29 protein-coding genes are annotated in these 22,713 nt (G+C 63.5%); 14 read left to right on the top strand and 15 right to left on the bottom strand.

Going from position 1 to position 22,713, the window contains the following annotated elements:
• Positions 1-17 precede the first annotated feature (17 nt).
• Positions 18-1,172, bottom strand: a complete 1,155-nt coding sequence (locus tag C8C98_RS08255; protein ID WP_121453868.1) for an ABC transporter substrate-binding protein — start codon at positions 1,170-1,172, stop codon at positions 18-20.
• Between the two features lie 191 nt (positions 1,173-1,363).
• Between C8C98_RS08255 and C8C98_RS08250 the strand changes: the two genes are divergently transcribed.
• The gene (locus tag C8C98_RS08250; protein WP_121453867.1) at positions 1,364-1,789 is read left to right on the top strand and encodes a hotdog fold thioesterase; all 426 of its coding nucleotides are present in this window, start codon (positions 1,364-1,366) and stop codon (positions 1,787-1,789) included.
• 334 nt (positions 1,790-2,123) lie between these two features.
• On the opposite strand, the gene C8C98_RS08245 is transcribed toward C8C98_RS08250, so the two are convergent.
• The 5 genes from C8C98_RS08245 to C8C98_RS08225 all read right to left on the bottom strand — a co-directional run bounded on the left by C8C98_RS08245 (position 2,124) and on the right by C8C98_RS08225 (position 5,153).
• Positions 2,124-2,444, bottom strand: a complete 321-nt coding sequence (locus tag C8C98_RS08245; protein ID WP_121456139.1) for a DUF4148 domain-containing protein — start codon at positions 2,442-2,444, stop codon at positions 2,124-2,126.
• Positions 2,445-2,906: 462 nt separating this feature from the next.
• A complete protein-coding gene (locus C8C98_RS21775; protein ID WP_158600151.1) occupies positions 2,907-3,077 on the bottom strand; it encodes a hypothetical protein in 171 nt (56 codons plus the stop codon).
• Between the two features lie 528 nt (positions 3,078-3,605).
• Positions 3,606-4,076 carry a hypothetical protein gene (locus C8C98_RS08235; RefSeq protein WP_233574490.1) on the bottom strand — a complete coding sequence of 157 codons (471 nt, stop codon included), beginning with the start codon at positions 4,074-4,076 and terminating at the stop codon, positions 3,606-3,608.
• Positions 4,077-4,259: 183 nt separating this feature from the next.
• Positions 4,260-4,826: a cob(I)yrinic acid a,c-diamide adenosyltransferase gene (locus C8C98_RS08230; RefSeq protein ID WP_121453865.1), complete on the bottom strand. Its 567-nt coding sequence runs from the start codon at positions 4,824-4,826 to the stop codon at positions 4,260-4,262.
• Positions 4,827-4,868: 42 nt separating this feature from the next.
• Positions 4,869-5,153 carry a hypothetical protein gene (locus C8C98_RS08225; RefSeq protein WP_121453864.1) on the bottom strand — a complete coding sequence of 95 codons (285 nt, stop codon included), beginning with the start codon at positions 5,151-5,153 and terminating at the stop codon, positions 4,869-4,871.
• A gap of 319 nt (positions 5,154-5,472) precedes the next feature.
• Between C8C98_RS08225 and C8C98_RS08220 the strand changes: the two genes are divergently transcribed.
• A complete protein-coding gene (locus tag C8C98_RS08220) occupies positions 5,473-5,901 on the top strand; it encodes an EF-hand domain-containing protein (protein ID WP_121453863.1) in 429 nt (142 codons plus the stop codon).
• Positions 5,902-6,020: 119 nt separating this feature from the next.
• Here C8C98_RS08220 and C8C98_RS08215 read toward each other — a convergent pair whose 3' ends face one another.
• From C8C98_RS08215 to C8C98_RS08195, 5 genes are all read right to left on the bottom strand, one after another.
• On the bottom strand, positions 6,021-6,830 hold the full coding sequence (locus C8C98_RS08215) for an amino acid ABC transporter ATP-binding protein (protein ID WP_305002174.1): 810 nt from the start codon (positions 6,828-6,830) through the stop codon (positions 6,021-6,023).
• Positions 6,814-7,467, bottom strand: a complete 654-nt coding sequence (locus C8C98_RS08210; protein ID WP_121453862.1) for an amino acid ABC transporter permease — start codon at positions 7,465-7,467, stop codon at positions 6,814-6,816. Before C8C98_RS08210 ends, C8C98_RS08215 begins: the two co-directional genes overlap by 17 nt.
• 3 nt (positions 7,468-7,470) lie before the next feature.
• Positions 7,471-8,145, bottom strand: coding sequence for an amino acid ABC transporter permease (locus C8C98_RS08205; RefSeq protein ID WP_121456136.1), 675 nt, complete (start codon positions 8,143-8,145; stop codon positions 7,471-7,473).
• Between the two features lie 68 nt (positions 8,146-8,213).
• Positions 8,214-9,053, bottom strand: coding sequence for a transporter substrate-binding domain-containing protein (locus C8C98_RS08200; RefSeq protein WP_121456135.1), 840 nt, complete (start codon positions 9,051-9,053; stop codon positions 8,214-8,216).
• Positions 9,054-9,061: 8 nt separating this feature from the next.
• Entirely contained in the window at positions 9,062-9,859 is a 798-nt protein-coding gene (locus tag C8C98_RS08195) for a GntR family transcriptional regulator (protein WP_121453861.1), read from the bottom strand.
• Between the two features lie 312 nt (positions 9,860-10,171).
• On the opposite strand from C8C98_RS08195, the gene C8C98_RS08190 reads away from it, so the two are divergent.
• From C8C98_RS08190 to C8C98_RS08160, 8 genes are all read left to right on the top strand, one after another.
• The gene (locus C8C98_RS08190) at positions 10,172-10,948 is read left to right on the top strand and encodes a DUF4397 domain-containing protein (protein ID WP_158600150.1); all 777 of its coding nucleotides are present in this window, start codon (positions 10,172-10,174) and stop codon (positions 10,946-10,948) included.
• Positions 10,949-11,027: 79 nt separating this feature from the next.
• Positions 11,028-12,452 (top strand): FAD-binding oxidoreductase, encoded by a 1,425-nt coding sequence (locus C8C98_RS08185; RefSeq protein ID WP_121453859.1) that lies wholly within the window; start codon positions 11,028-11,030, stop codon positions 12,450-12,452.
• A 150-nt stretch (positions 12,453-12,602) separates the two neighbouring features.
• Positions 12,603-13,454: a hypothetical protein gene (locus C8C98_RS08180; protein ID WP_121453858.1), complete on the top strand. Its 852-nt coding sequence runs from the start codon at positions 12,603-12,605 to the stop codon at positions 13,452-13,454.
• Between the two features lie 23 nt (positions 13,455-13,477).
• Positions 13,478-13,651 carry a hypothetical protein gene (locus C8C98_RS21770; protein ID WP_158600149.1) on the top strand — a complete coding sequence of 58 codons (174 nt, stop codon included), beginning with the start codon at positions 13,478-13,480 and terminating at the stop codon, positions 13,649-13,651.
• Positions 13,641-13,946, top strand: a complete 306-nt coding sequence (locus tag C8C98_RS08175) for a hypothetical protein (protein ID WP_147436346.1) — start codon at positions 13,641-13,643, stop codon at positions 13,944-13,946. The genes C8C98_RS21770 and C8C98_RS08175 overlap by 11 nt, the downstream gene beginning before the upstream one ends.
• Positions 13,947-14,064: 118 nt before the next feature.
• Entirely contained in the window at positions 14,065-14,271 is a 207-nt protein-coding gene (locus C8C98_RS08170) for a DUF4287 domain-containing protein (protein WP_121456134.1), read from the top strand.
• A gap of 86 nt (positions 14,272-14,357) precedes the next feature.
• Positions 14,358-14,576 carry a hypothetical protein gene (locus C8C98_RS08165; protein ID WP_147436345.1) on the top strand — a complete coding sequence of 73 codons (219 nt, stop codon included), beginning with the start codon at positions 14,358-14,360 and terminating at the stop codon, positions 14,574-14,576.
• A 192-nt stretch (positions 14,577-14,768) separates the two neighbouring features.
• Complete coding sequence (locus C8C98_RS08160) at positions 14,769-15,239, top strand: hypothetical protein (protein WP_121453855.1); 471 nt, start codon at positions 14,769-14,771, stop codon at positions 15,237-15,239.
• Between the two features lie 122 nt (positions 15,240-15,361).
• Here the strand turns inward: C8C98_RS08160 and C8C98_RS08155 are convergent, their stop codons facing one another.
• Both C8C98_RS08155 and C8C98_RS08150 read right to left on the bottom strand, forming a co-directional pair.
• Positions 15,362-15,718: an antibiotic biosynthesis monooxygenase gene (locus C8C98_RS08155; protein ID WP_121453854.1), complete on the bottom strand. Its 357-nt coding sequence runs from the start codon at positions 15,716-15,718 to the stop codon at positions 15,362-15,364.
• Positions 15,715-16,065, bottom strand: coding sequence for an NIPSNAP family protein (locus C8C98_RS08150; protein WP_121453853.1), 351 nt, complete (start codon positions 16,063-16,065; stop codon positions 15,715-15,717). The genes C8C98_RS08155 and C8C98_RS08150 overlap by 4 nt, the downstream gene beginning before the upstream one ends.
• A 78-nt stretch (positions 16,066-16,143) precedes the next feature.
• On the opposite strand from C8C98_RS08150, the gene C8C98_RS08145 reads away from it, so the two are divergent.
• Positions 16,144-16,854, top strand: a complete 711-nt coding sequence (locus tag C8C98_RS08145; RefSeq protein WP_121453852.1) for a helix-turn-helix transcriptional regulator — start codon at positions 16,144-16,146, stop codon at positions 16,852-16,854.
• A gap of 37 nt (positions 16,855-16,891) precedes the next feature.
• Positions 16,892-17,215: a YnfA family protein gene (locus tag C8C98_RS08140; RefSeq protein ID WP_121453851.1), complete on the top strand. Its 324-nt coding sequence runs from the start codon at positions 16,892-16,894 to the stop codon at positions 17,213-17,215.
• 135 nt (positions 17,216-17,350) lie between these two features.
• Here C8C98_RS08140 and C8C98_RS08135 read toward each other — a convergent pair whose 3' ends face one another.
• Positions 17,351-18,952, bottom strand: a complete 1,602-nt coding sequence (locus C8C98_RS08135) for an ABC transporter substrate-binding protein (RefSeq protein WP_121453850.1) — start codon at positions 18,950-18,952, stop codon at positions 17,351-17,353.
• 224 nt (positions 18,953-19,176) lie between these two features.
• Between C8C98_RS08135 and C8C98_RS08130 the strand changes: the two genes are divergently transcribed.
• Positions 19,177-19,671, top strand: a complete 495-nt coding sequence (locus C8C98_RS08130; protein ID WP_121453849.1) for a hypothetical protein — start codon at positions 19,177-19,179, stop codon at positions 19,669-19,671.
• Positions 19,672-19,724: 53 nt separating this feature from the next.
• Here C8C98_RS08130 and C8C98_RS08125 read toward each other — a convergent pair whose 3' ends face one another.
• Positions 19,725-21,080, bottom strand: a complete 1,356-nt coding sequence (locus C8C98_RS08125) for a hypothetical protein (protein ID WP_121453848.1) — start codon at positions 21,078-21,080, stop codon at positions 19,725-19,727.
• Positions 21,081-21,516: 436 nt separating this feature from the next.
• Between C8C98_RS08125 and C8C98_RS08120 the strand changes: the two genes are divergently transcribed.
• A complete protein-coding gene (locus tag C8C98_RS08120; protein ID WP_121453847.1) occupies positions 21,517-22,329 on the top strand; it encodes a tetratricopeptide repeat protein in 813 nt (270 codons plus the stop codon).
• Positions 22,330-22,713 lie beyond the last annotated feature (384 nt).

Raw genomic sequence — 22,713 nt, 5'->3', positions numbered from 1 at the left:
CACGCTGCAAGGCTGTATCAGCCGACGAATCGGCCCGAACCGTTGAGCACCCCCATATCGATAAACCGGGAACCCACGTAAGGGGCCTGACCACCGTAGTCGATGGTGAGGCCCCCCAGGTCTAGGTTGCGAATGCCTGCCAGCGCGGTGCGCAGCTTGCTGCGGGTAGGGTCTGCGCCGGCACGCTCCAGGCCTTCGGCCAGCACCCGGGTGTTGACGTAGGCCTCCAGCGTGCCCAGGTTGAACTCCTGCACCCCCTTGGCACGCATGGCGGCCTGGTAATCGCGCACCAGCGCGGTCTTGGCGCGGTTGGGGTCGGGCATCACCATGGTGACCGCCAAACCGCTGCCCGCATCGCCCAGTTGTTTGAGGCCATCGCTCGTCAGGGTCACACTCAGGCCCGCCATCAGCACGCCGGGCAGGTTCTTTTTCAGCCCGCGCACCAGCTCGACCGATGCCGTGCCAGCTGTGGCCAACAGCACCGCTGCCGGGCGCGCCTGGCCTACCTTGGCCAGCACATCGCTCAGGTTCTTACCATCGGTGGCCAAGGCCGCCTGCACCAGCGGCTTAAGGCCCTGCTCTGCCAAAAAGCGCGTGGAGTCTTCCAGCATTTCGCGCCCATAAGCGTTGTCCAAGTTCACGATGCCGATGTCCTTGAGCCCCATGCCCGCCAGGCGTTGCACCAGGCGGCGCACTTCGTCGGTGTAGCTGGCCCGCACATGGAACACGTTGCGCGAGCCCTTGCGCAGCGACGATGCCCCGGTGAACGGCGCCACATACGGAATGCCCGCTTCGTCGATCAAAGGCAGGATGCCTGCGTTGTTGGGCGTGCCCACACAGGACATCAGTGCAAACGCACTGCCCTGGCTGATGATTTGCTGGATGTTCTCCGTGGTGCGCTGGGGCACATAGCCATCGTCCACCACCTGCAGTTGCACAGCTCGGCCATGGATGCCGCCACGCGCGTTGATCTGCGCCAGCGCGGCGTCGGCGCCAAGTTTGATGTCCTGCCCAAAGCCCGCCAGCGGGCCAGTGAGCGCTGCCGAGCAGCCAATCGTCAGGCTCTTGCTGCTGATGCCGCCCTCTTGCGCAAACACATTGCGCACCAGTGCAGGAGCTGCCAGGGCAGCAACCAGACGAGGGGCATGGGTGACAAATTGGCGACGCAGCATAGAACACGGACTCCTGAGAATTGACCACAATGGCACGCGACCGACCAGCCGCCACCAGTGCCCCGAACACAGGGCAGCATGGCAATCTATGCGGTGGCTTGCGCGGGCGCCAGAGAATCAACCCTTACGACATCTGCGCACACACCGCGCGGCCCCACCCACACCTCATGCACCGACAGGACCCCGCACCCATGTCCATCTGGAAAAAGCCCATCTCCGTCCAAAGCCTGAACGACACCAGCGCCAACACGGTCACCAGCCACTTGGGCATTGAACTGACAGAAGTGGGCGATGACTTCGTGCGCGGCCGCGTGCCGGTCGACGAGCGCACCCGCCAGCCGTTTGGCCTGCTGCATGGCGGCGTGAGCGTGGTGCTGGCCGAGACCCTGGGCTCGCTGGGTGCTTACTGCGCAAGCCCCGAGGGCCATCGCGCCGTGGGGCTGGACATCAATGCCAACCACCTGCGCGCCGCCACCAGCGGCTGGGTTACCGGCACGGCACGGCCAGTGCACATTGGTCGCACGACGCAGGTTTGGCAGATTGACATGGTCAACGACGCAGGCGAGCTGACCTGCGTCTCGCGCATCACCATGGCGGTGCTGGCGCCCAAGGACTGAGCCCTGTCTCAATGCTCGCACCAACACACCAAGGCCCCTCGACACAAATCGAGCAGTCATTTCGCGCCGCAGATTGAAGAGGACTGCCGGTCGCAAGGCACAGCATTCGCCATCGCTACCGCTACTGCCGCTATTGCGCATTGACTTGAGAAGCAGACCGCCTGAGCCCCAAGGGTACCGGGTGCGCGTGACGCGATGATGAGCGCCAAGGTTTCCAAAAGGCTGATCGCTATCACTGCCCCATGCCAATACCTCCCCCCAAACGCAAAAGCCCGCAAGGCAAACCTTGCGGGCTTTTGCGTGATCCGCCCCAAAATTTGGGGCGGTTGGCGAATCAATACTCGCCGTGGGCCGTCTTGTCCGCGCGGCTGGCGGCGATGGCTTCGGCACGCACTTCAGCGCGGCTGCGGGCAGCGTGCACAGAGGCGTCGCTGTAAGCAACGTCAGAGCCTTCGGCATCGTGCGGCATCGCGCCATTGGTACGGGCGGCGGCCAGATCGGCAGCCACTGCGGCGCGGGTCAGCGTGCCTTGGGCCGATGCGGCGGCGGGGTAGTTGGAGCCTTCACCAAAAGCGCCCACCGATTGGGCTTGGGCAGCCAAGGAGCTCAGTGCGAGAACGGACAGGGCGGCGAGAGTGCGATAGTTCTTGTTCATGGTCATACCTTTCAGATCAACAGTCAGATGCAGGCGGGACCCGATTGAGGGAGCAGAGCCTGTGTCGGTGAGCGTCAGTTGACGCGCCGCTCATCGATGGAATGAACTGTACCTAGGGTTACCACCAAGATAAACGCCCTTTCGTGGAACGAAATGTTCATGAAATTGAAACAATCAAAGGGAACTTTTTGGATTGAAACTATTGGTAATCGCTATTTCATAGGAAGGGCCGCGTGGTGGCAATATCGAATATCGCGCGCGGCGCGGCCTGACCCCCGCAAAGTGCATTAAAAGTGCGGCACGGCAGGGAAAAGCAAAGGGGCTGCAACACTGATTCGGCAGCGCTCCCCAACAATGCGCGCGCAGACCATCGACATCAGGGTGTGCGGTACCAGAACCTGCAGACCGCCACGCAGGATTTCGCTAAAGGCTCTCCTGCGTTCTCCCGTCTAGCGAATCCACTCAGGGACCAGAGCGCCGCGACTCCACCACGGTCAGTACCAATCGATCTCCATGGCGAATCACCAGGCTATCGGTGCCCAGGTCGCAGATTTCCACTTGCAGCGGCAGTTCGTCTCTGAAATCGCCTGTGGAGGTCAGCAGCCACACCTCACCCCCAGCGGGTGAGGGCACCTCCAGCTTCCACCCCCAGGAGCCCGAGCATTGTTCGTGGTCCAGCCTTGCGGAAATCCATTCGGCGGAGGCCCGCGCACGCTCCACCAAAGCACGATCATCAACATGGCGTCTGTGCCCAAGCGCCTGGACCAGCAAAACCGCCCCACCCAGCCACCCCATAGCTGGGGCTTCGCAAGCCACACCCAGAGCCACCAACGCGCAGGGGACGGCAAGCCCGAGCCAGCCGGTTTTTCCCGAAGATGGATGCGCCGACTTGACCCATCGGGCGGATGTGCGGTGGTTGTCCATAGTGAAGGCAGTTAAAAACTGTTCGAAGGAGTGCCGACCGATTGCACCACAGCGCGTGCAGACGTCACAGGGCTCTCTGAAGGAGCGCACCTTGCGGGGCTAGGCCACCGCCCTATCCCGGTACTGAAACGGGTGCATCCACAGCCCTCCTGGCGCATCAAGCGCCGAATACTCCTGTCCGATTCCTTCGGCCAGGCTCTGCGACAGAGACGCCCATCCATCGCATAAGAATTTCGGTCACGGCTTGAACCGAACCGTCATCTGCGGCCTCTGGTCCAAACGGCCAATCTTCCAAGCGTACGAGCCAAACCCCAACGTGGGCGTTGAAGTCGCGTTGTGCGAGATGACTTCAGCGTTCTTGGGAAGGTTGACCTCCAGTGTTCCGTTCACCGTGATACCGAGCTGTTCGAGTTCACGCTTTTCTTTGTCCTTGATTTCCTTCGAGGCGATGGTCATCACCCCATCTTTGTCGGTGCGCACCAAAAAAATGTTGAGCATGTCCAGCGGCTGGCCTGGCTTTTTAGGGCTGTCAATTTCCAACTCGTAGCGCCCATCGCCCTTGTAGGTCGCTTTGCGAAAGCCAGGGTGGCCAGAGAGTTTTTCAGCCTCTGCTTTGAGGTCCGCCTGGTCCTTATCGGTCAAACGGCCTGCCTTCTTGATCTCGGCAGCAGCCAAAGCATGCATGGCCGTGCCCGAGTATCGGAACATGTAGCCACCGTCCGATTGCACATTCACACTGGCTGCAAACTTTTCGGGAACAAGGCATCCCGTCAACATCAGGGCACATGCGGCAATGGAATATCGAAACCCAGCAGAAATTTTCATAACAAAAGGAACGTGTGGTGCGAGGAAACCAAAAACGGGAAAAGTCGCAGAGCGGCAAACCGATGACTAAGCGCCCTCCTGGCGCGCCAGGCGCTCGCTTCTCCAATACACATCGTCCCCGCCATCCATGCGATTGAGCACACGGGCGAGCACGAACATCAGATCGGACAGGCGGTTGAGGTACTGGCGGGGCGCATCGTTGATCGCCTCTTCGTTACCCAGCGCCACCACCACGCGCTCAGCGCGGCGGGCCACGGTGCGGCAGACATGGGCCTGGGCCGCAGCGCGGGTGCCTGCGGGCAGGATGAACTCCTGCAGGCGCGGCAAGGCTGCGTTGTGCTCGGCCAGGGCGTCGTCCAGCGCAAGCACCGCCTCGGCCTTGAGCAGCTCAAAGCCGGGAATGGACAGCTCACCGCCCAGGTTGAACAGCTGGTGCTGGATCTCCACCAACAGCGTGCGCACGCCGTCGGGCAGGCGTTCACACAGCAGCAGGCCGATGTGCGAGTTCAGCTCGTCCACGTCACCCATGGCGTGGATGCGCAGGCTGTTCTTGGATACGCGCTGGTTGTTACCCAGGCCCGTGGTGCCAGCGTCCCCGGTGCGGGTGGCGATTTCGGTGAGGCGGTTTCCCATGCGATGTCTCCGGTGGGGTTCAATGTCTGTTCAAAAGGGAATTCAAAGGTCTTTGTGCGCGTCGAGCACAAAGACCATGCCCATGCAGCCCACCGACACCGTGCGCCCACGGATGCTGGTGTACGAGGCCACGCCCACCGAGTGGTAGTTGGACACAAACGCTGCCAGCGCGCCCACGCCCAACATGCCTGCCAGCGGACTGCGCTCGGCCACGGAGGCCTGGATCTGCTGGCGGTGCCGCTCGGCTGAGGGATTGAGCAGCGCTGCAGCCGCCACAAGCACGGCCAGGGCTGCGATGACGGGAAGGGCTTTGGAGGCTTGGGCCATGGGCTGAGAGTGGAGTGGGAGGTGGGTGGATCAACGAAGGCCCGATTGTGCCCGGTGCGGCGCACGCCCACCCCGACCGCCAATTGCTATTAAATTTATAGCTGCTAGCGCTTATAAATAAAGCGCTACAAGGCATTTCCATTTGAAACAACGCACCAACCCCAGCGAAGGGCTATGCCGCGTTCCATGCCGTCAGCGCCTGCGCCGTTACACCGCGCTGAAAAATGTTGGTCCAGGCAACAGCAGGCAAAAGTGCTGGCCTGCAGGGCACTGCTGGGGTGCAATGAAAGCCTGTTCAACTTTACGGAGCACTGCATCCATGAAGACCAAGCAACAACTTGCACCCCACACCGCGAGCCCCACAAACCCGGCCAGCCGCGCCACGGCCACTGGCTGGACCCGGCACTTTGAAGCCAGCAGCGTGGTGCTGTTTGCGGCCTTGACGCTGGGCACTGCCGGTGCGGTGCACGCACAAAGCGGTGCCAGCAGCACGGGCACGGCACCGTCCAAAACCGTGGTGGGCCCAGCCAACGCCACGCCCACCGCAGGCCAGGCCACCTTTGGCGGCAGCAGTGCCGGCACCAGCAGCGAAGCAGCCTTTCAGCGCGCCGATGCCAACCACGACGGCATGCTCAGCCCGCTGGAAGCGGCCACGCTGCCAGCCATTGGCAACCGCTTTCAGGCGCTGGACAAGAACAAGGACCAGATGCTGTCGCGCGAAGAATTTGAAGCAGGCGTGAAGTCATAACGCCCTGCGGTGCGGCCCCCGCCGCGCACACCCCATGAGAGCCCGGGCGGTGGTGGACGCTCCGGGCTCTTTTTTTGGCGGTATGGTTGCGCCCAGCCGCCGTTTTTTTGGGGTCGATCTCAGTCGTGCAACGACGACAGAAATTGCTGCAGCTCCGGCGTTTGCGGGCTGCCAAACAACTGCGCGGGGGTGCCCATTTCATGCACCCGGCCTTGGTGCATGAAGATCACGCGGTCGCTCACCTTGCGGGCAAACGCCATCTCGTGCGTGACCATCATCAGCGTCATGCCTTCCTGCGCTAGCGACTCGACCACGCGCAGCACCTCGCCCACCAGCTCAGGGTCCAGCGCCGAGGTGATCTCGTCGCACAGCAGCACCTGCGGCTCCATGGCCAGGGCTCGGGCAATGGCTACGCGCTGCTGCTGCCCGCCTGAGAGCTGGTCGGGCATGGCGTCGAACTTTTCGGCCAAACCGACGCGTTCAAGCAGCTTGCGCGCCTGCACCTCAGCGTCTTTGGGGCTGCGGGCCTTGACCAGCGTGGGCGCCAGCATCACGTTGCGGCCCACCGAGAGGTGCGGGAACAGGTTGAAGCCCTGGAAGATCATGCCCACCTGCTGGCGCAGCTCCCGCATGGCGGCGGGGTTGTCGTGCAGCAGCTTCTTGCCGTTCACGCTCAAAGCGCCTTCCTGGAACTGCTCGAGCCCATTCACACAGCGCAGCAGCGTGCTCTTGCCCGAGCCGCTTTTGCCGATGATGGCGATGACCTCGCCCCGCGCCACTTTCAGATCGATCCCTTTGAGCACCTCGTTGGTGCCATAGGACTTGCGCAGTGCGGTGATATCGACGATGGGGGGTGGGCCGACGAGGATGCCGTCGTGCGGGTAGACGGGGGTAGCGACGGTGGTGGTGGCTTCAGCGGCGGGTGCCATGGAGTTTCCTTTCAAGCGATTGCGCCACCAGGCTCACGGGGAAGCACAGGGCAAAGTAGAGCAACGCCACGCAGGCGTAAACAAGAAACGGTTGGTAGGTGGCGTTGGAGATCATGCTGCCCGCCTTGGTCAGCTCGACAAAGCCGATGACCGAGGCCAGCGCTGTGCCCTTGATGACCTGCACCAAAAACCCCACCGTGGGTGGCACCGCAATGCGCAGCGCCTGGGGCAGCACCACATGGCGAAGCTGCTCGGCAAAGTTGAGCGCCAGGCTCTGCGCCGCCTCCCACTGCCCCTTGGGGATGGAGGCCACGCAGCCGCGCCAGATCTCGGTGAGGTAGGCGCTGGTGTACAGCGTGAGCGCCACGGCCGCCGCCGTCCATGGCGAGGTCTTGATGCCAAACAGCGCAATACCAAAGTACGCCAGGAACAGCTGCATGAGCAGCGGCGTGCCCTGGAACACCTGCACATACGCGCCCACGGCGCGCTCCGTGCCGCGCAGCTTGGACAAGCGCGCCACCAACAGCAGCAAGCCCACCAGGCCGCCGCCGATGAAGGCGATGAGGGAGAGAGACACCGTCCAGCGCGCTGCCATCAGCAGGTTGCGCAGGATGTCCCACAACGAAAACTCAACCATGGCTTATCTCCCCACCAGAAAACGTGCGCCCACCCACATCAGCAGGCGGCGGGTGAGCATGGACAGCGCCAGGTACACCAGCGTGGCCAGGATGAAGGCCTCGAACGCACGGAAGGTGTTGCTTGAAATCAGGTTGGCGGCGTAGCTCAACTCGGGCGTGGAGATTTGCCCGCACACGGCAGAGCCCAGCATCACGATGATGATCTGGCTGACCATGGCGGGCCACACCTTTTGCAGCGCGGGCGGCAGCACCACGCGGCGAAAGGTCTGCCCCGGCGTGAGTGCCAGGCTGTGCGCGGCCTCGATCTGGCCGCGCGGCGTTGCCTCAATGCCCGCCCGAATGATCTCGGACGAGTAGGCCCCCAGGTTGACCACCATGGCCAGCACGGAAGCGAACTCGGGCGAGAGCTTGAGCCCCAGCGCGGGCAGGCCAAAGAACAGAAAGAACAGCTGCACGATGAAGGGCGTGTTGCGCACCAGTTCCACATAGCTGGCCACGGCCCAGCGCAGGGGCGCAGGCCGGTGGCCCAGGTTGCGCGCCCGTGCCCAGGCACAGGCGGTGCCCAGCAGCAAGCCCAGCACGGTGCCCACGAGGGTGAGGCCGATGGTCCACACCACGCCGCGCACCAGCAGCGGCCACGCGGCCAGCACGGCAGAAAAGTCGAGTTGAATCAGCATGGTGGGCAAACCCTGCGGCGCTTGTCACACCGCAGCCCTGTGCAAAGGAAGAGAACGGTCTTTCGCGCTTATTGGGGCAGGTCGCCTGCGGGGCGGCCCAGCCACTTGCTCGACAGCTTGTCCAGGTCGCCCGCCTTCTTGGCCTCGGCAATGATCTCGTTCACGCGGGTGCGCAACTTGTCTTCACCCTTGGCCACGCCGATGAAGTTGGGGCTGTCTTTGAGCAGCAGCTTGTATTCAGTGTTCAGCCCCGGGTTCTTCACCATGATGGTGCCGGCGGTGGAGGCACTGGTGGCAATGGCCTGCGTCTGGCCCGACACAAAGGCCGAGATGCTGGCGGCGTGGTCTTCAAAGCGCTTCACGTCCACACCGGCAGGCGCCACCTTGGCCAGCTCTTGGTCTTCCATGGCGCCGCGCGTGACGGCCACGGTCTTGCCGGTCAGGTCAGCAAAGCTCTTGATGTTCAGGCTCTTGCTGGCAAACACGGCCTGGAAGAACGGGGCGTAGGCGGCGGTGAAGTCGATCACCTTCTCGCGCTCGGCGTTCTTGCCCAGGGTGGAAATGACGAGGTCGGCCTTTTGGGTTTGCAGGTAAGGAATGCGGTTGGCGCTGGTCACGGGGATCAGTTCCACCTTCACACCCAGCTTGGTGCCGATGTAATTCGCCATTTCCACGTCCAGGCCCTGGGGCTTGAGGTCGGTGCCGACAAAGCCATAGGGCGGGTAGTCGGTAGGGATGGCAATCTTGATCTCTTTGGCCTTGAGGATGTTGTCGAGCGCGCTCTGGGCGTGCGCGGCTGGCGCCACCAGGGCCGCCGACAAGCCCGCAGCGGCCAGCACGGCCAGCGCCGTGCGACGGGTGCGGTGGCGGCCCACAGCAGCGGCAAAGGAAGAGGTACGGGAACTCATCAAGGCGGTCATAGCAAGGCTCCTAGGTAGGCAGACCCGTCGTCGGACGGTGGGGGGGTGGAAGATGTGGAAGGGAGGGGTGCAATGGCCTTGCGCGCAGCAGGCCGCTTTTTGACGGCTTGCGCAGGGGTCTTGGCCACCGGGGCCAGCGCATCGCGCAGCCCGGCCAAGGGGTCGGTCTGGGCTTGCAGGCGCAGGGCTGCCTGCACGGTGCCGATGTGCTCAGCCATCAGGGTCTCGGCGCGGTCGATGTCGCCCGCCTCCAGCGCCTCGACGATGCGCACATGGTCCGCACAGCTTTGGGCCGCATCGTGCGAAGACTGGTACAGCATGGCAATGAGCGTGGTGCGTGCGGTGTAGTCGCGCAGCGTGTCGGCCAACAGCGCATTGCCCAGGCATTCGGCCAGGCACACATGGAAGTCACCCAGCAAGTAGGTGCGCATGCCCACGTCGCTGCCCGCCAGGGCGGCCTTTTCGCGCGCCAAGTGGTTCTTGAGTTGGCGCAGCGCGCCCGGGTCTACGGCACGCGCCTTGAGCTGGTGCAACAGGCCCAGCTCGATCACGCGCCGGGCCTCAAACGCTTCGCGCGCCTCATCTTGCGAGGGCTCCACCACATACCAGCCACGGCGCGCACTCACGGTGACGATGCCGCGCGTGGACAGCCGCGTCAGCGCCTCGCGCACGATGGTGCGACTGCAGTCGAACAGCATAGCCAGCTGCTGCTCGCCCAGGCGCGAGCCGGGGGCAAGCTTCTGGGCCATCACGGCTTCCATGATGCGGTTGCTGATGTCGGTGGCGGTGGTCATTGACGATGACTTGAGCAGGTTCCGTGCCAACTGGTATACAAGACCAATGCACCACGGTGGCGCACCTGGTGTGTGCACACGGGCTGCGCCAAGGCAGGGCACGGCCCGGTCGCACCAGTTCAAAGCAAAGCACAGGGCGGTCCACCAATACTGGTGCACATGCCAACGCCAAGGCGGTGCTGCCCGCCACAGGCGTGCGGCACTGCTTCAACTTTCTTTACCGTGCGGCGGGCTATCTTTACCCCCGGCACATGTGGACCTGCAGGCGGCTTCGTAGCCTCGTCGCTTTACCGACCACCACAAGGAAATCCTGTGTCCCACCGCTCCCCTCGCTCGGCATTCACCGCCCACCTGCCCCCCACCCGCCGCAGCGTGCTGGCATCGGCCCTGGGCCTTGTGGGCGCGGGCAGCGCGCTGGCCCTGACCGGCTGCGGCGGGCTGGGCAGCGAAGCCCAGCTGCGCTTCATCAACGCCACGGTGGATTACACCCAGGCCGACTTCTACGCCGCAGGCGAGCGCGTGGCCGCTTCGCTGAGCAACGGGGGCAACATCTCTGCCTGGTATGCCGTAGAAGCCGACAGCACCCAGATCGCGCTGTACGCCGCGGGAGGCTCCAGCGCCAAGCTCACCGAAACCCGCACACTCGAAGAAGACACCTACACCAGCTTGCTGGCCTACGGCTCACTGGCCAACAGCCTCAAGTTCAAGTTCTTCGCCGAATCCAACAGCAGCGCAGACAGCAGCAAGACCAAGGTGCGCGTGTTCCACGCCTGCGAAAGCCTGGGCGGCCTGGACCTGTACCTCACCAACACCAGCAGCTTGAGCGGGCTGAGCCCCACCGCCACCGTCACGGAATACGGCGACATCAGCGACTTTGTCTCGGTGTCGTCAGGCCTTTACCGCGTGCGGCTGACCAGCAAGGACGACCAGAGCAATGTGCTGTTTGACTTCACCAGCCAGATCACGCTGGGCAGCACCTCGGTGGTCACGCTGATCGTCGTGCCGCGCAGCAGTGGCTCGTACCCCAACATCAGTGCGCTGCAAGAGCAAGGCGGCAACGCCCTGCTGGCGAACTCGCTGGTCAGTTAAGAACCAAGCCACCCAAGCCATCGGTGGCAGGCGGCGGGCGCCGGTGGTATTCTTTTTGGCCCACCCAGGAGACCCGCCCATGAACGCCCCCACCGCTGCCGCCCACCTGCTGCCCGCCATTGCCCTGCGCGATGTGCCCCAGGCACTCATCGACGCCCTGCAAGCCCGCTTTGGCGCGCAATGCTCGCTGGCCCAGGCCGTGCGCGAGCAGCATGGGCGCGACGAGGGCTCGCTGCAGGCGCCGCCCCCCAGCGCCGTGGTGTTTGCGGAAAGCACCCAGGACGTGGCAGACGCCGTCAAACTGGCCAGCGACCACGACGTGCCCGTGATTGCCTACGGCGCAGGCTCCTCCCTAGAAGGCCACTTGCTGGCCGTGCAAGGCGGCATCAGCATCGACGTAAGCCGCATGAACCGCGTGCTGAGCATCCACGCCGAAGACCTCACGGTGACCGTGCAGCCCGGCATCACGCGCAAGGCCTTGAACGAGGCCATCAAGGACACGGGCCTGTTCTTCCCCATCGACCCCGGTGCCGACGCCAGCATTGGCGGCATGTGCGCCACCCGCGCCAGCGGCACCAACGCCGTACGCTACGGCACCATGCGCGAGAACGTGCTGGCGCTGGAAGTGGTCACCGCCAGCGGCGAAGTCATTCACACCGGCACCCGCGCCAAAAAGAGCAGCGCGGGCTACGACCTCACCCGCCTCATGGTGGGCAGCGAAGGCACGCTGGGCATCATGACCGAGATCACCGTGCGCCTGTACCCTCTGCCCGAGGCCGTGAGCGCTGCCATCTGCTCCTTCCCCAGCATCGAAGCGGCCGTGCGCACCACCATCCAGACCATCCAACTGGGCGTGCCCATTGCCCGCGTGGAGCTGATCGACCGCCACACCGTGCGCATGGTCAACGCCCACAGCAAGCTGGGCCTGCGCGAAGAGCCCATGCTGCTGATGGAGTTCCACGGCTCGCCCGCCAGCGTGAAGGAGCAGGCTGAGGTGGTGCAGGACATCGCCAACGAATTCGGCGGCCAGGCCTTTGAATGGGCCAGCACGCCCGAAGAGCGCACCCGCCTGTGGACTGCGCGGCACAACGCCTACTTCGCCGCCGTGCAAAGCCGCCCGGGCTGCCGCGCCATCAGCACCGACACCTGCGTGCCCATCAGCCGCCTGGCCGACTGCCTGCTCGAATCGGTGGACGAAGTGGAAGCCAGTGGCATCCCCTACTTCCTCGTCGGCCACGTGGGCGACGGCAACTTCCACTTCGGCTACCTCATCGACCCGAACAGCGCCGAAGAACGCACCCAGGCCGAGGCCATGAACCACACCCTGGTCGCCCGGGCCCTGAGCATGGGCGGCACCTGCACGGGTGAGCACGGCGTGGGCATACACAAGATGGGCTTTTTGCTGGACGAAACAGGCACGGGCGCGGTGGACATGATGCGCGCCATCAAGCGTGCGCTGGACCCGAAGAACATCCTGAATCCTGGGAAGATTTTTGCGATGTGAGTGCTATTTTATTTATAGCTACCAACGCAATACCATCAGGCGAAAAGGCCATCTTTCTGCCATTCAGGTAGCACAAGTGGGCTGAAGAGTGCACCGACCCAGTTCTCCCGTCCCTGTAGCCGTGGGCTCGTCCCCTGCAGGACACACACCATGACCACACCCGAAACCGTCATTGCTTCCTACCTGGACCACATTGAGGACGAAGCCTATATCGAAGCAGCCATTGCCCGCTACGGCGCGGCAAGGCTTGTGGGTACCGCAGTGCGTCTTGTGCGGACCCTGGCGACCGAAAGCTTCAATGACGCCGCCCTCTTCGTCCGTGACGTTTCCATCGGTCTCTTTCGGCCAGAGATCACGCAGACATTTCGTGAACAACTTCCAGGCTCGGGCCTGTTCGATGCGCTTGACTGCGGCCTGCGCGCGCCCTCTTTTCATCTTCGCTCGCAGGCGGCCTATACCTTTGGAAAGTTAGGCTATCCCGAAAACGCCGAGCGCCTCATCCGCATCCTAGAAGAGCGGCGCGACATAGACCCGCTGCTGACGCCCCAACTCATGTTCGAGATCCGCTGGTTGAAAGACGACGAAGAAGCCCACTGGCGACGCATCCAGTGGCTTGCCGAGGCCCCTCAGGGCATCTGCCGATGGGCGACACTGCAGGCCGTAGAAGCCACAGGCCCAAGCCCGCACGGGACCCGAATCGACGATCTACTGACCATTCTGAAAAACGACCCTTTTGACGCTATCCGCGCGGAAGCGGCCAGCCTGCAGGAGACATTGCGCTTGCGCGCTGCCGCCACGCATCAAACACCAACATCGACGCACTCGCAAGACTACATCTCGCTGAACGACCAGGCAGTTCAGACGACCGCTGGGCAAACACCCATGACATTTAGCGACCTGTCCATCCGCTTCTGGCATCACCATGTTGCGGCCGACTACACCCCTGCAGACCTGCTGGCCTTTCTGGCAACACAGAATGGCCACTGCAAGACGGTCACGTAGCCTGCTTCGTATAGGTCACTCAAGTGCAATTGAGCAGCCCCAACTGCCGAGCCGCTTGCCTGTACATCAGCCACCTGGGCAACAGCCTGCTTGAGGCAGTGGATGAAGTGAAAGCCAGCGGCATCCCTTACTTCCTCGTCGGCCATGCGGACGACGGCAACTGCGCGGCTACAGCCCTCCAAAGCCATGTCTTTTGACATGTACGCCAACGGCGAGCACGCGGCCATCGAGCTCCACGAGGAGTTCATGTTCACACTGGTACAGGCAGATGCGCAGCGCTTCCCAGCGCTGTCAGCACTGTGGAAGGTGTACTACGACGATCCGGTCATCCCACCAGCACAAGCGAATGCGTTGTTGCACGAACTGATCGCGCTGCTCGACAACCACGGCGGCGCCTCGAATAAGGCGCTGAGCCATACCGTCGTACGTCTGTTGCCGTTTTTCAGCATGGCTTGCCAGGGCGGACATGAGATACACACCGAAAGCGATTGAATGGGTTGGCGCAGCCATGATCGGCGTCTCGGAGATGGCGTCGCTGGAGACTTTCCGTCACGATGTGCCGTGTGCGCAGCCGATCAAGCACAGGTCTCAAACCACTGAAGGAGTCAGCATGGCAACGGAGAAAACCAAAGGACCAGCCTCGTACTTTCCGTCCATTGAGAAGACTTACGGCAAACCGATTGCCCACTGGCTGGATGTTCTGAGCAATGCGGGCGAGCGCAAGCATATGGAGTACGTGGCACTGCTGAAAGAGCAACACCAAATAGGCCACGGGCATGCGAGTGCGCTGGTGGCGTACTTTCTCGCCAAGAAGTGAACTGGGTATTGATTTCCACGCAGGAGGGCCAGTAGCAGAGTTTTGTCGGCCACTCTATGTCCCACACCCATTTTCAGGAGCAACCCATGATCCCCATGAACTGGCAACGCAGCGTTTTCCTTGGGCTGGCGTGCATCGCGCTGACCGGCTGCGGCGCAGATGTAGCTACCACGGCAGTGACCACCACCAAGCTGCAAGCTGAGCAGGCAAAGCAAGCGGCGGCGCAGGCGGAGCAAATCAAGGCAGGCCTTGCGCAAGCGGCGCAACGCGCCGACGCCGCTGCTTCGGCCGCGGAAAGCCAGTGAAATAAGTCATATTGCAGCGTTCTCGCACCACACACACACACCAGCGGGCAGTTCGTCTCAGGCTAGGCGCAAACTGGAAACAACGTCGGTTCTCACTGCGTTTCTAGCGCATCCCCAACTGGTCTTGCGGTGACAAATTTGCGGCTACATTACCTCCTCAATTTACAATCTTTCACACATGAGGGGTGGGTTATGCAGGGGAAAGTAGCGCTTGCGAGCGCAATGTTGGTGCTAACGGGTTGTGCATCGGTTGTGAACGACACGAGTCACCCTATCAAAGTAGAAACGCTGACACCACAAGGTCAAGCCGTAGCAGGCGCTGAATGCAAGCTGTCGAATGACTATGGCAGCAGCACAATGAAGTCTGGAGATACAGCGCCCGTGCGACGTTCCAGCAAAGATCTGGACATTGTGTGTAAACACCCGGACAACCCCGACGCAACCGCACGCGGCATCTCGCGTGCCAACGGCGGCATGTTCGGCAATATCATCCTGGGCGGCGGTGTGGGCGCCATCATCGACCATAACAAGGGAACGGCTTACACATATCCCACATGGGTACAGTTAGTTTTCGGTAAAGCTCTGGTGTTTGATCGGTCCAATGAAAAGGAAGGCACTCCAGCAAAGCCAACGGAACCTGCAGCCGTCAGCGCTTCCAAATAAGCCAGCCTGAAGACTAGATGCCTGTTTGAAGGGCGCCCTCATCGGCGCCCTTTTGCGTTGCCAGCGCTGAACTGGAAATGCCTGTTCTGGGTCTATAGACCCAGAACAGCACACAAGCCCGCTTACCTTCTGTCCTCGTCGTGACGACGCTGAGAATCAGGGGGCACCTGTTGCCTGTCATGCATGCCATAGTCCCGCACCACCGCGGCCACACGCAAGCGGTAGTCACTGAAGATGTGAGCACGGCCTAGCTGCTGGGTGAGGCGGTGTGCGTCCATCTGGCGCCAGCGGGCCACAGCGGCTTCATCGCGCCAGAAGGACAGCGAGAGCAAACGGCCTGGCTCGCTCAGGCTTTCAAAGCGCTCGATGGAGATGAAACCCTCCACCGCCTCCAGCAGCGGGCGCAACGCGGCGGCGGCTTGCAGGTATGCATCCTGTTGGCCAGGGGCGGGTTGCACCTCAAAGATCACGGCCATCATGCGTGGGCTCCTTCCCCCCTGGCATGAGGGGGCAGGCTGAAGGTACCTTCCACCACCAGGGGGAAGCTGCGCTCTTCGCGCAGGATGAAGCGCTGTTGCTGGGCCATGGCGAAGTTCGCTTGCCCCTCGGGGTCGGCCCGCAGGCGGGCGCGGTAGGCCTCGTACGCGGCCAGCGAGTCAAAGCCGATCAAGCCCCAGGCCTCGCAGTTGCTGCCCTCGTGCGGCACAAAGTAGCCCAGCAGGTGGCCGCCGCAGCGGGGGATGATCTGCCCCCACCGGCGGGCGTACTCGGCAAACGCCTCGCGCTGGAAGGGGTCGATTTCGTAACGGATGAAGCAGGTGATCATGGTGGACAAACTCTGAAGTGGGTAGGCCCCGCACGATAGGCGGTTGACGGGCATGGATGGTTCGCTGAAGATCGAACCATGAAAGATGGACCCCACATTGCGCGCATTGCCGCGCTGATCGGAGACACCGCGCGGGCCGATGTGCTCACGGCGCTGATGAGCGACCGCGCACTCACCGCCACCGAGCTGGCCGCCGTGGCGGGCGTGACCAAGCAGACCATCAGCGCCCACCTGGCCAAGCTGCTGGATGCCGGGCTTCTGGCGGTCGAACAGCAAGGCCGCCATCGTTACTTTCGACTGGCCAATGCCGATGTAGCGCAACTGCTGGAGTCGCTGATGAATGTGGCCTTCCGCTCTGGCGCGGTGCGTGTGCGCTCCAGCCCCCGCGAGCCCGCCCTGCGCCGCGCCCGCATGTGCTACGACCATCTGGCGGGCGAGGTGGGTGTGCAACTGTACGAAGCGCTGGTGCGCCAAGGGCTGCTGCAGCCTGCGCCAGATGGCGTGGCCCTGACGCCTGCAGGCACGGCCTGGTTCACCCAGGTGGGCATTGATACGGCGGCCCTGCAGCAACAGCGGCGCATGCTGTGCCGCCCGTGCCTGGACTGGAGCGAGCGCCGCCACCACCTGGGCGGTGCGCTGGGGGCCGCCTTGCTGCAACGCTTGCTGGAGGGCGGCTGGGCCCGCCGGGCGCAAGCCGCAGGGGACACGCCCTCGCGGGTGGTGCAGTTCACCCCCAAGGGCGAGCTGGCACTGCGCGAGTGGCTGGCCGCCACGGCATCCGCTCAATGAACGCCACCCGCCAGAATCGCCCCCTCCCGATCACTGCATGAAAACCCTGCTGCTCTTCACCCTCACCGCCTTGGCCGAAATCGTTGGCTGCTACCTGCCCTGGCTGTGGCTCAAGCAGGGCAAGCCGGCGTGGCTGCTGGTGCCTGCGGCGGCCAGCCTGGCGCTGTTTGCGTGGTTGCTGACGCTGCACGACACGGCGGACGCTGGGCGGGTTTACGCTGCGTATGGGGGTGTCTACATTGGCGTGGCGCTGGCCTGGCTGTGGGCGGTGGATGGCATCCGGCCCACGGCGTGGGATGTGGCCGGGGTGCTGGTGGCGCTGGCGGGCATGGCCATCATCATGCTGCAGCCGATGAAATGAATACACCCCCTGAGTCGCCTTTGGCGCCTCCCCCCTCTCCTGCGGGAGGGGGGCGTCCCCGGCGCGGCGGCGCGGCCCTTGCGCGGGGACACTGGCCTGCGCCGCGCCAGTTTCGCATGCTGCGGCGCCCGGGCCTCAATTCACCTTGATCAGCCGCCAGTCGATGCGGTTGTCGGTGCGCTGCACCAGTTCGATGTTTTTCTTCATGGCCCAGGCCAGCATCTGGTGGTGCAGCGGGATGTGGGCAATGGTGTCGTTGTGCAGTTGCAGGCCTTCGGTGAGCAGGCGGTTGCGCACGGGCAGGTCGGTTTCGGTCTTCACGCGGTCCACGATGTAGTCCATGCGCTCGTTGCTGTAGCGGCCCAGGTTGTAGTTGCCGTCGCCCCCGGTGGTTTTGGTGCGGGCGAGGGACTGCAGGGTGTAGAGCGCGTCAAACGTGGGCACGCCCCAGCTGAGCATGGCAATGCTGGCCTCGTGCCGCTGCGCCATGGGGTAGTAGGTGACGGCGGGCAGTGTGCGCAGCTTGGCCTTGACGCCCACGCGCGCCCACATGGAGGTGATGGCCTGGCACAGCTCCTCGTCTTGCACGATGGCGTTGTTGCTGCAGGCAAAGTCCACCTCAAAGCCGTCTTTGTAGCCCGCCTGGGCCAGCAGGTCTTTGGCGGCGGCGGCATCAAAGGGCAGGCGCTTGTCCACGGCTTCAGCCCAGCCGTTGACCAGGGGCGAGACGATGGCCCCCGTGGGCTTGGCCATGCCGCGCATGGTCACGCGCTGCAACGTGGCGCTGTCGATGGCCTGGTACAGGGCTTTGCGCACGCGCAGGTCTTTGAGCGGGTTTTTGCCCTTGATGTTGCTGCCGGGCAGCTCGTCGCGGAACTGGTCCATGGCCAGGTACACGGTGCGGTTTTCCACCATCTCCATGACTTTGAGGTTCGGGTGGGCCTTGACGCGGGCCAGGTCCTGGATGCTGGTGTCGCGCACCATGTCCACCTCGCCCGAGAGCAGCGCGGCAATGCGCGTGGCTTCGGATTTGATGGGGGTGTAGGTGATTTCGGTGACGTTGCCTTCGGCCTTGCCGGTGCCCCACCAGTGGGGGTTGGTGGTGAAGACGATGCGCTGGTCGGGCACCCATTCCTTGAGGGTGAAGGGCCCGGTGCCCATGGCGTTGCGGTGCGAGTACGTCTCTTCTTTGCTCTTGATGTCCTTAGGCTCCAGCGACTGGTGCTTTTCGGCCCAGGCCCGGCTCATCACGCGCAGCTCGGTCAACTGGTTGAGCAGCACGGGGTTGGGGTTTTTCAAGAAGATGTCGATGGTGTCGGCATCGACCTTGGCGACGCGGTCCATGCCCTGGGTGTAGATGGCATAGGTGGAGGTTTTGCCCATGGCGCGTTGCAGCGAATAGACCACGTCTTCGGCGGTAAGGGCCGAGCCGTCGCTGAACTTCACGCGCTGGCGCAGCTTGAAGCGCACTTGCGTGGGTGTGACTTCTTTCCACGACAGCGCGAGCACGGGCTCGATCTTGAGGGTGCGGCTGTTGAACATGACCAACGACTCGTACACCGCCGCGTGGATGCCATTACCCAGGGCGCTGTTTTGCGAGTGGATGTCCATAGTCTGGACGTCGCTGGAACCCGCCCATTTGAACGGCTTGGCCCAGACGCTGGGGGTGGCGCACAGCCCCAGTGCGGCAATGGCAGTGGTGGTGACGACGGCAATCAGAGAACGCTGCAGTGGCATGTCAAAAACTCCCTGGATGAATGCAAGATGCACCGCTGGTGGTGCGGCGAACGGCGGTGCCGGGTACTGTGCAGCACATCGCGTGCCACGCCCTTGGGGGATTGCACTCTTGCAGCCCCTGGCGATCGGTGTGCAGGCGTGGGTGCGCCGAACAAATGCTATAAATTCAATAGCTGCCAGCGCTTTTACTGTAAGCTCTGGCGGCCATTTTTATTAAAACCCGTATGCGCTGGCTGACTGTCTCTCGTTGTGGTGGCGCGGCCTTGCTGCTGGCGCTGCTGGCATGGCCGCTGGGCATGCTGTGGGTGTTGTCGCATGAGGACTACCACCCTGAGCCGGGGTCGCTGGACTATTACCTGGGCCTGTCGTCCCTGGTGCGGGGCGTGCCCCTGCCAGCGGATGGGGATGCGCCGCAATACTACGGATCCACTGGCGACGGCCCCAAGCCACCGGTGAGCATGGTGACGCTGCAGGTGCCACCCGAGCAAGCCAGCGCCACCTTGGCCCGCCTGCAGGCCTATCTGCAGACCAAGGGCCTGCAACCCACCGGGCCGTTCCAGCATGAGGCCACCGGCACCGCCACGCTGCAAGACTGGGAATACGCCAACCCGCAGCGCACCGAGGTGGTGGTGCTGCGGCACGTGGTGCACGCCCAAGCCACTGCGCGCACCGATGGCGCTTCACGCAGGGTCACGTTCAGCGTGATGCACTACGACTAGGCGGCGGGGGCATTCCACCCCGCCCCACGCTCACCCCCAGCCACACCCCACTCTCAAGGCCGTTCGCGGTCTGGCACGCGGGTGTTCAACGCGGCGGGGCGGTAGTCGGGCAAAAACGCGCAGCCCTTGCCAAAGCGGGCCTCCAAGGCGGGGCACTGGCGGGCAATGCTGGCGGGGGTGGGCTGGGTGCCATCGTTCACCCAGCGCAGCAACGCCGCCATCAGGGTGGGATAGGTGGGATGGCTCAGGTAGCTGTGGCCACTGTGCTGGGTGAAGGTTTGCACCAGATGCCCGCTGGTGCCCGCGCGGTCCATGGTGGCTTTGAACACCGAGTCCAGCTCGACAAACGCAGTCGGGTCGTTCACGCCTTTGACGGTGAGCACCGGCACCGGGATGCGGCCGGTGGGGTCGGTGTCTTGCGCAAAGCGGGCCAGTGCGGCGGGGTCGGCGCGAAAGCGCTGCACGCCCGCGTTCAGGGCAGCGTCCACAGCCGCATCGCCCGAGCCGCTGTAACGCACGCCCTGGTTGCCAAACGGGCTAGCGCCGCCCGTGCGGTGCAGCACCACATCGCGGTAGTGGAAGGTGGCCCAACTCAGGTGGCTGTGGATGGAGCTGGCCGGGATGCGAATGACATCGGTGATGAGCTTCACCTTGCGCTGCTGCTCAGGGGTGCGCTCGGCCTGCGGCTTGTCCAGCCCCAGGCACTCGTTGACGCGCGCCTGTAGGTCGGCCTGGGTCATGTGGGCATCGGCGGGCAGGCCAATGTTGAGCGGGTAGTCGGCCTCTGTGGGGCGGGGGTGGTTGCCACAGAGGTACTGGTACACCACGCGCAGGTCGGTGCGAAAGTCGTACGAGCGCGAGCCCCCGGCCAGCACGCCGCTGGTGAGCAACACGGCGTCGTAGGGGCGCTTGCCGTCGGCCGTGGCGGTGAACATCTCAGCCGCCCGCACCGCCACGCTCGCCCCCCAGGACTGCCCGTGCAAGATGGTGTACTGGGGCCGAGCCACCTGGGTCACAAAGATCTGGCGCAGGCGCTCTGTGTCTTGCGCAGCGGCGCGCACGGCCACCCCGCCCTGGCGAAAAGTGCTGCCCGCCCACGCATAGCCTGCCTTGACCATGATGGCCCAGCGCTCCAGGTCTTCTACCGACCGTTCCGGCTTAGGCGTCCCCAGCGCCGGGCCGCCATGGGCGTGCAGCACCAGGTGCCCGTTCCACTGCGTAGGCATCGCGATGAGATAGTAGGCACCGGCAGAGTCATGCCCAGAAAAGCAGCGGGCGATCGACGCCACGGCTTTGGGACATACCGTGGGTGTGGGGGTACCCTCTGGTGCATTGGCCCGATCCTGCGGGGGCGGCGACGCGCAGGCCCCCAAAGCCAACGCCAGTGCGGCGACTGCAAGACGGCTCATGCATCGCGCATGACGTGAAAGGGTGGGCACAGTGGCGGCTCCTGTATGGGCACGAAGAGCGGCTCACACAACTCAGCGAAGCGGCCCTGGCTAGGCGTTGCGTCGCAGGCAGTACGCGAGGTACGACAAGACGGAACAACGACGCCAGGGGAGTTTGGTGAGCCGCTCTCAAACAGGCCATCGTAAGGAGGGCCATGGGCAGCGTCAATGCACCCCAGCGGACTGGCGACGGAGCCCCTGCGCAAATCCACTCGCACCACAGGCTCGCCCTGCCAAAAACTGCACACCGACGGCATGTAACCATTGGCAACCTGGGTGATACAGGCAGCCAACGCAGGCAAACTCTCACCCACCTGTTTACAACCCACCATGCGGCCGCGCGAGGAGCGCCCCGCCGCCCACCACCATGACACACCCCCCATCACGCATCGCACGCATGTCTCGCTGGATCACCGCCGCCTGCCTGGGCACCGCACTGCTCGCCAACGCGGCCTGGGCGGGCACCGCCGAGGGCGTGCGCGCCTACGACAAGGGCCAGTTCACCCAGGCCCTGAAAGAGCTGCAACCTGCCGCCCAAGCGGGCGACGCCGAAGCGCAGTTCCACCTGGGCCTGATGTACGACTTTGGCCGCGCTGTGCCGGTAGACCACGTCAAGGCCGCAGCCCTGTACCGCAAGGCTGCAGACCAGGGCCACGCGGATGCGCAATACCACTTGGCCGTGTCCTACGACGACGGCGAAGGCGTGCCACAAGACTACAAACAAGCCGTCTTCTGGTACACCAAGGCCGCCAACCAAGGGCTGGCCAAGGCCCAGTACAACCTGGGCGTCTCGTACGACAAGGGCGAAGGCGTGGCCAAGGATCACAAGATCGCTGCCCAGTGGTACCGCAAGGCCGCAGACCAGGGCGACTCTGACGCCCAATACAACCTGGGCGTGGCCTACGACGACGGCGAAGGCGTCGAACAAGACCACAAGCAGGCCGTCACCTGGTACCGCAAAGCCGCAGCCCAAGGCCACTCGCGCGCGCAATTCAACCTGGCCGTGTCTTATGACGACGGCGAAGGCGTAGCGCAAGACAAGAAGCAGGCTGTGCACTGGTACACCAAGGCCGCCGAACAAGGCGACGCCGATGCCCAGCAAAACCTGTCGGTCATGTACGCCAAGGGCGAAGGCGTGCCCCGCGACGCCGCCAAGTCCCGCTACTGGGCCCGCAAGGCGCGTGAATCACGGGCGCGGGACGAGAATTGATGGGATGCAAGGGCCTCGGATGAGGCCCTTTTTTATTGGGGGAAGATTGGTGAGGGTTGAATGTCGGGGGACGAAGCACCACCTGCTGCAAATTCATGAGCTCACGTTCAGAACGTGAGCTTTGGGCCAGAAGCAGCCGTTGGACCCAATTACCCCAAAGCTGCCGCTGAATCACTACCCGCTAGCCTGCTGTCCAAACCTCGCTGTTTAAGTGTCCAGTACCTGCTTACTGGCAAGCTATAGTTTGCTGCGTTGATGCTTACCGGGTTTGTCAAAAATTTTATACCTGTGCTTTTGAGCAGCGCACTGACCGCAAGCCCAAACTGCAAGCCACTTCCAGGAGGGATCAGTGTCCAGAATATCCTGCATGTTCCAGTTTATCCC

It is taken from the genome of Acidovorax sp. 106, from assembly GCF_003663825.1.
GTDB lineage: Bacteria > Pseudomonadota > Gammaproteobacteria > Burkholderiales > Burkholderiaceae_C > Acidovorax.
Note: the sequence above shows the minus strand (reverse complement) of the source record. Positions and strands in the feature narration are given on the sequence as shown.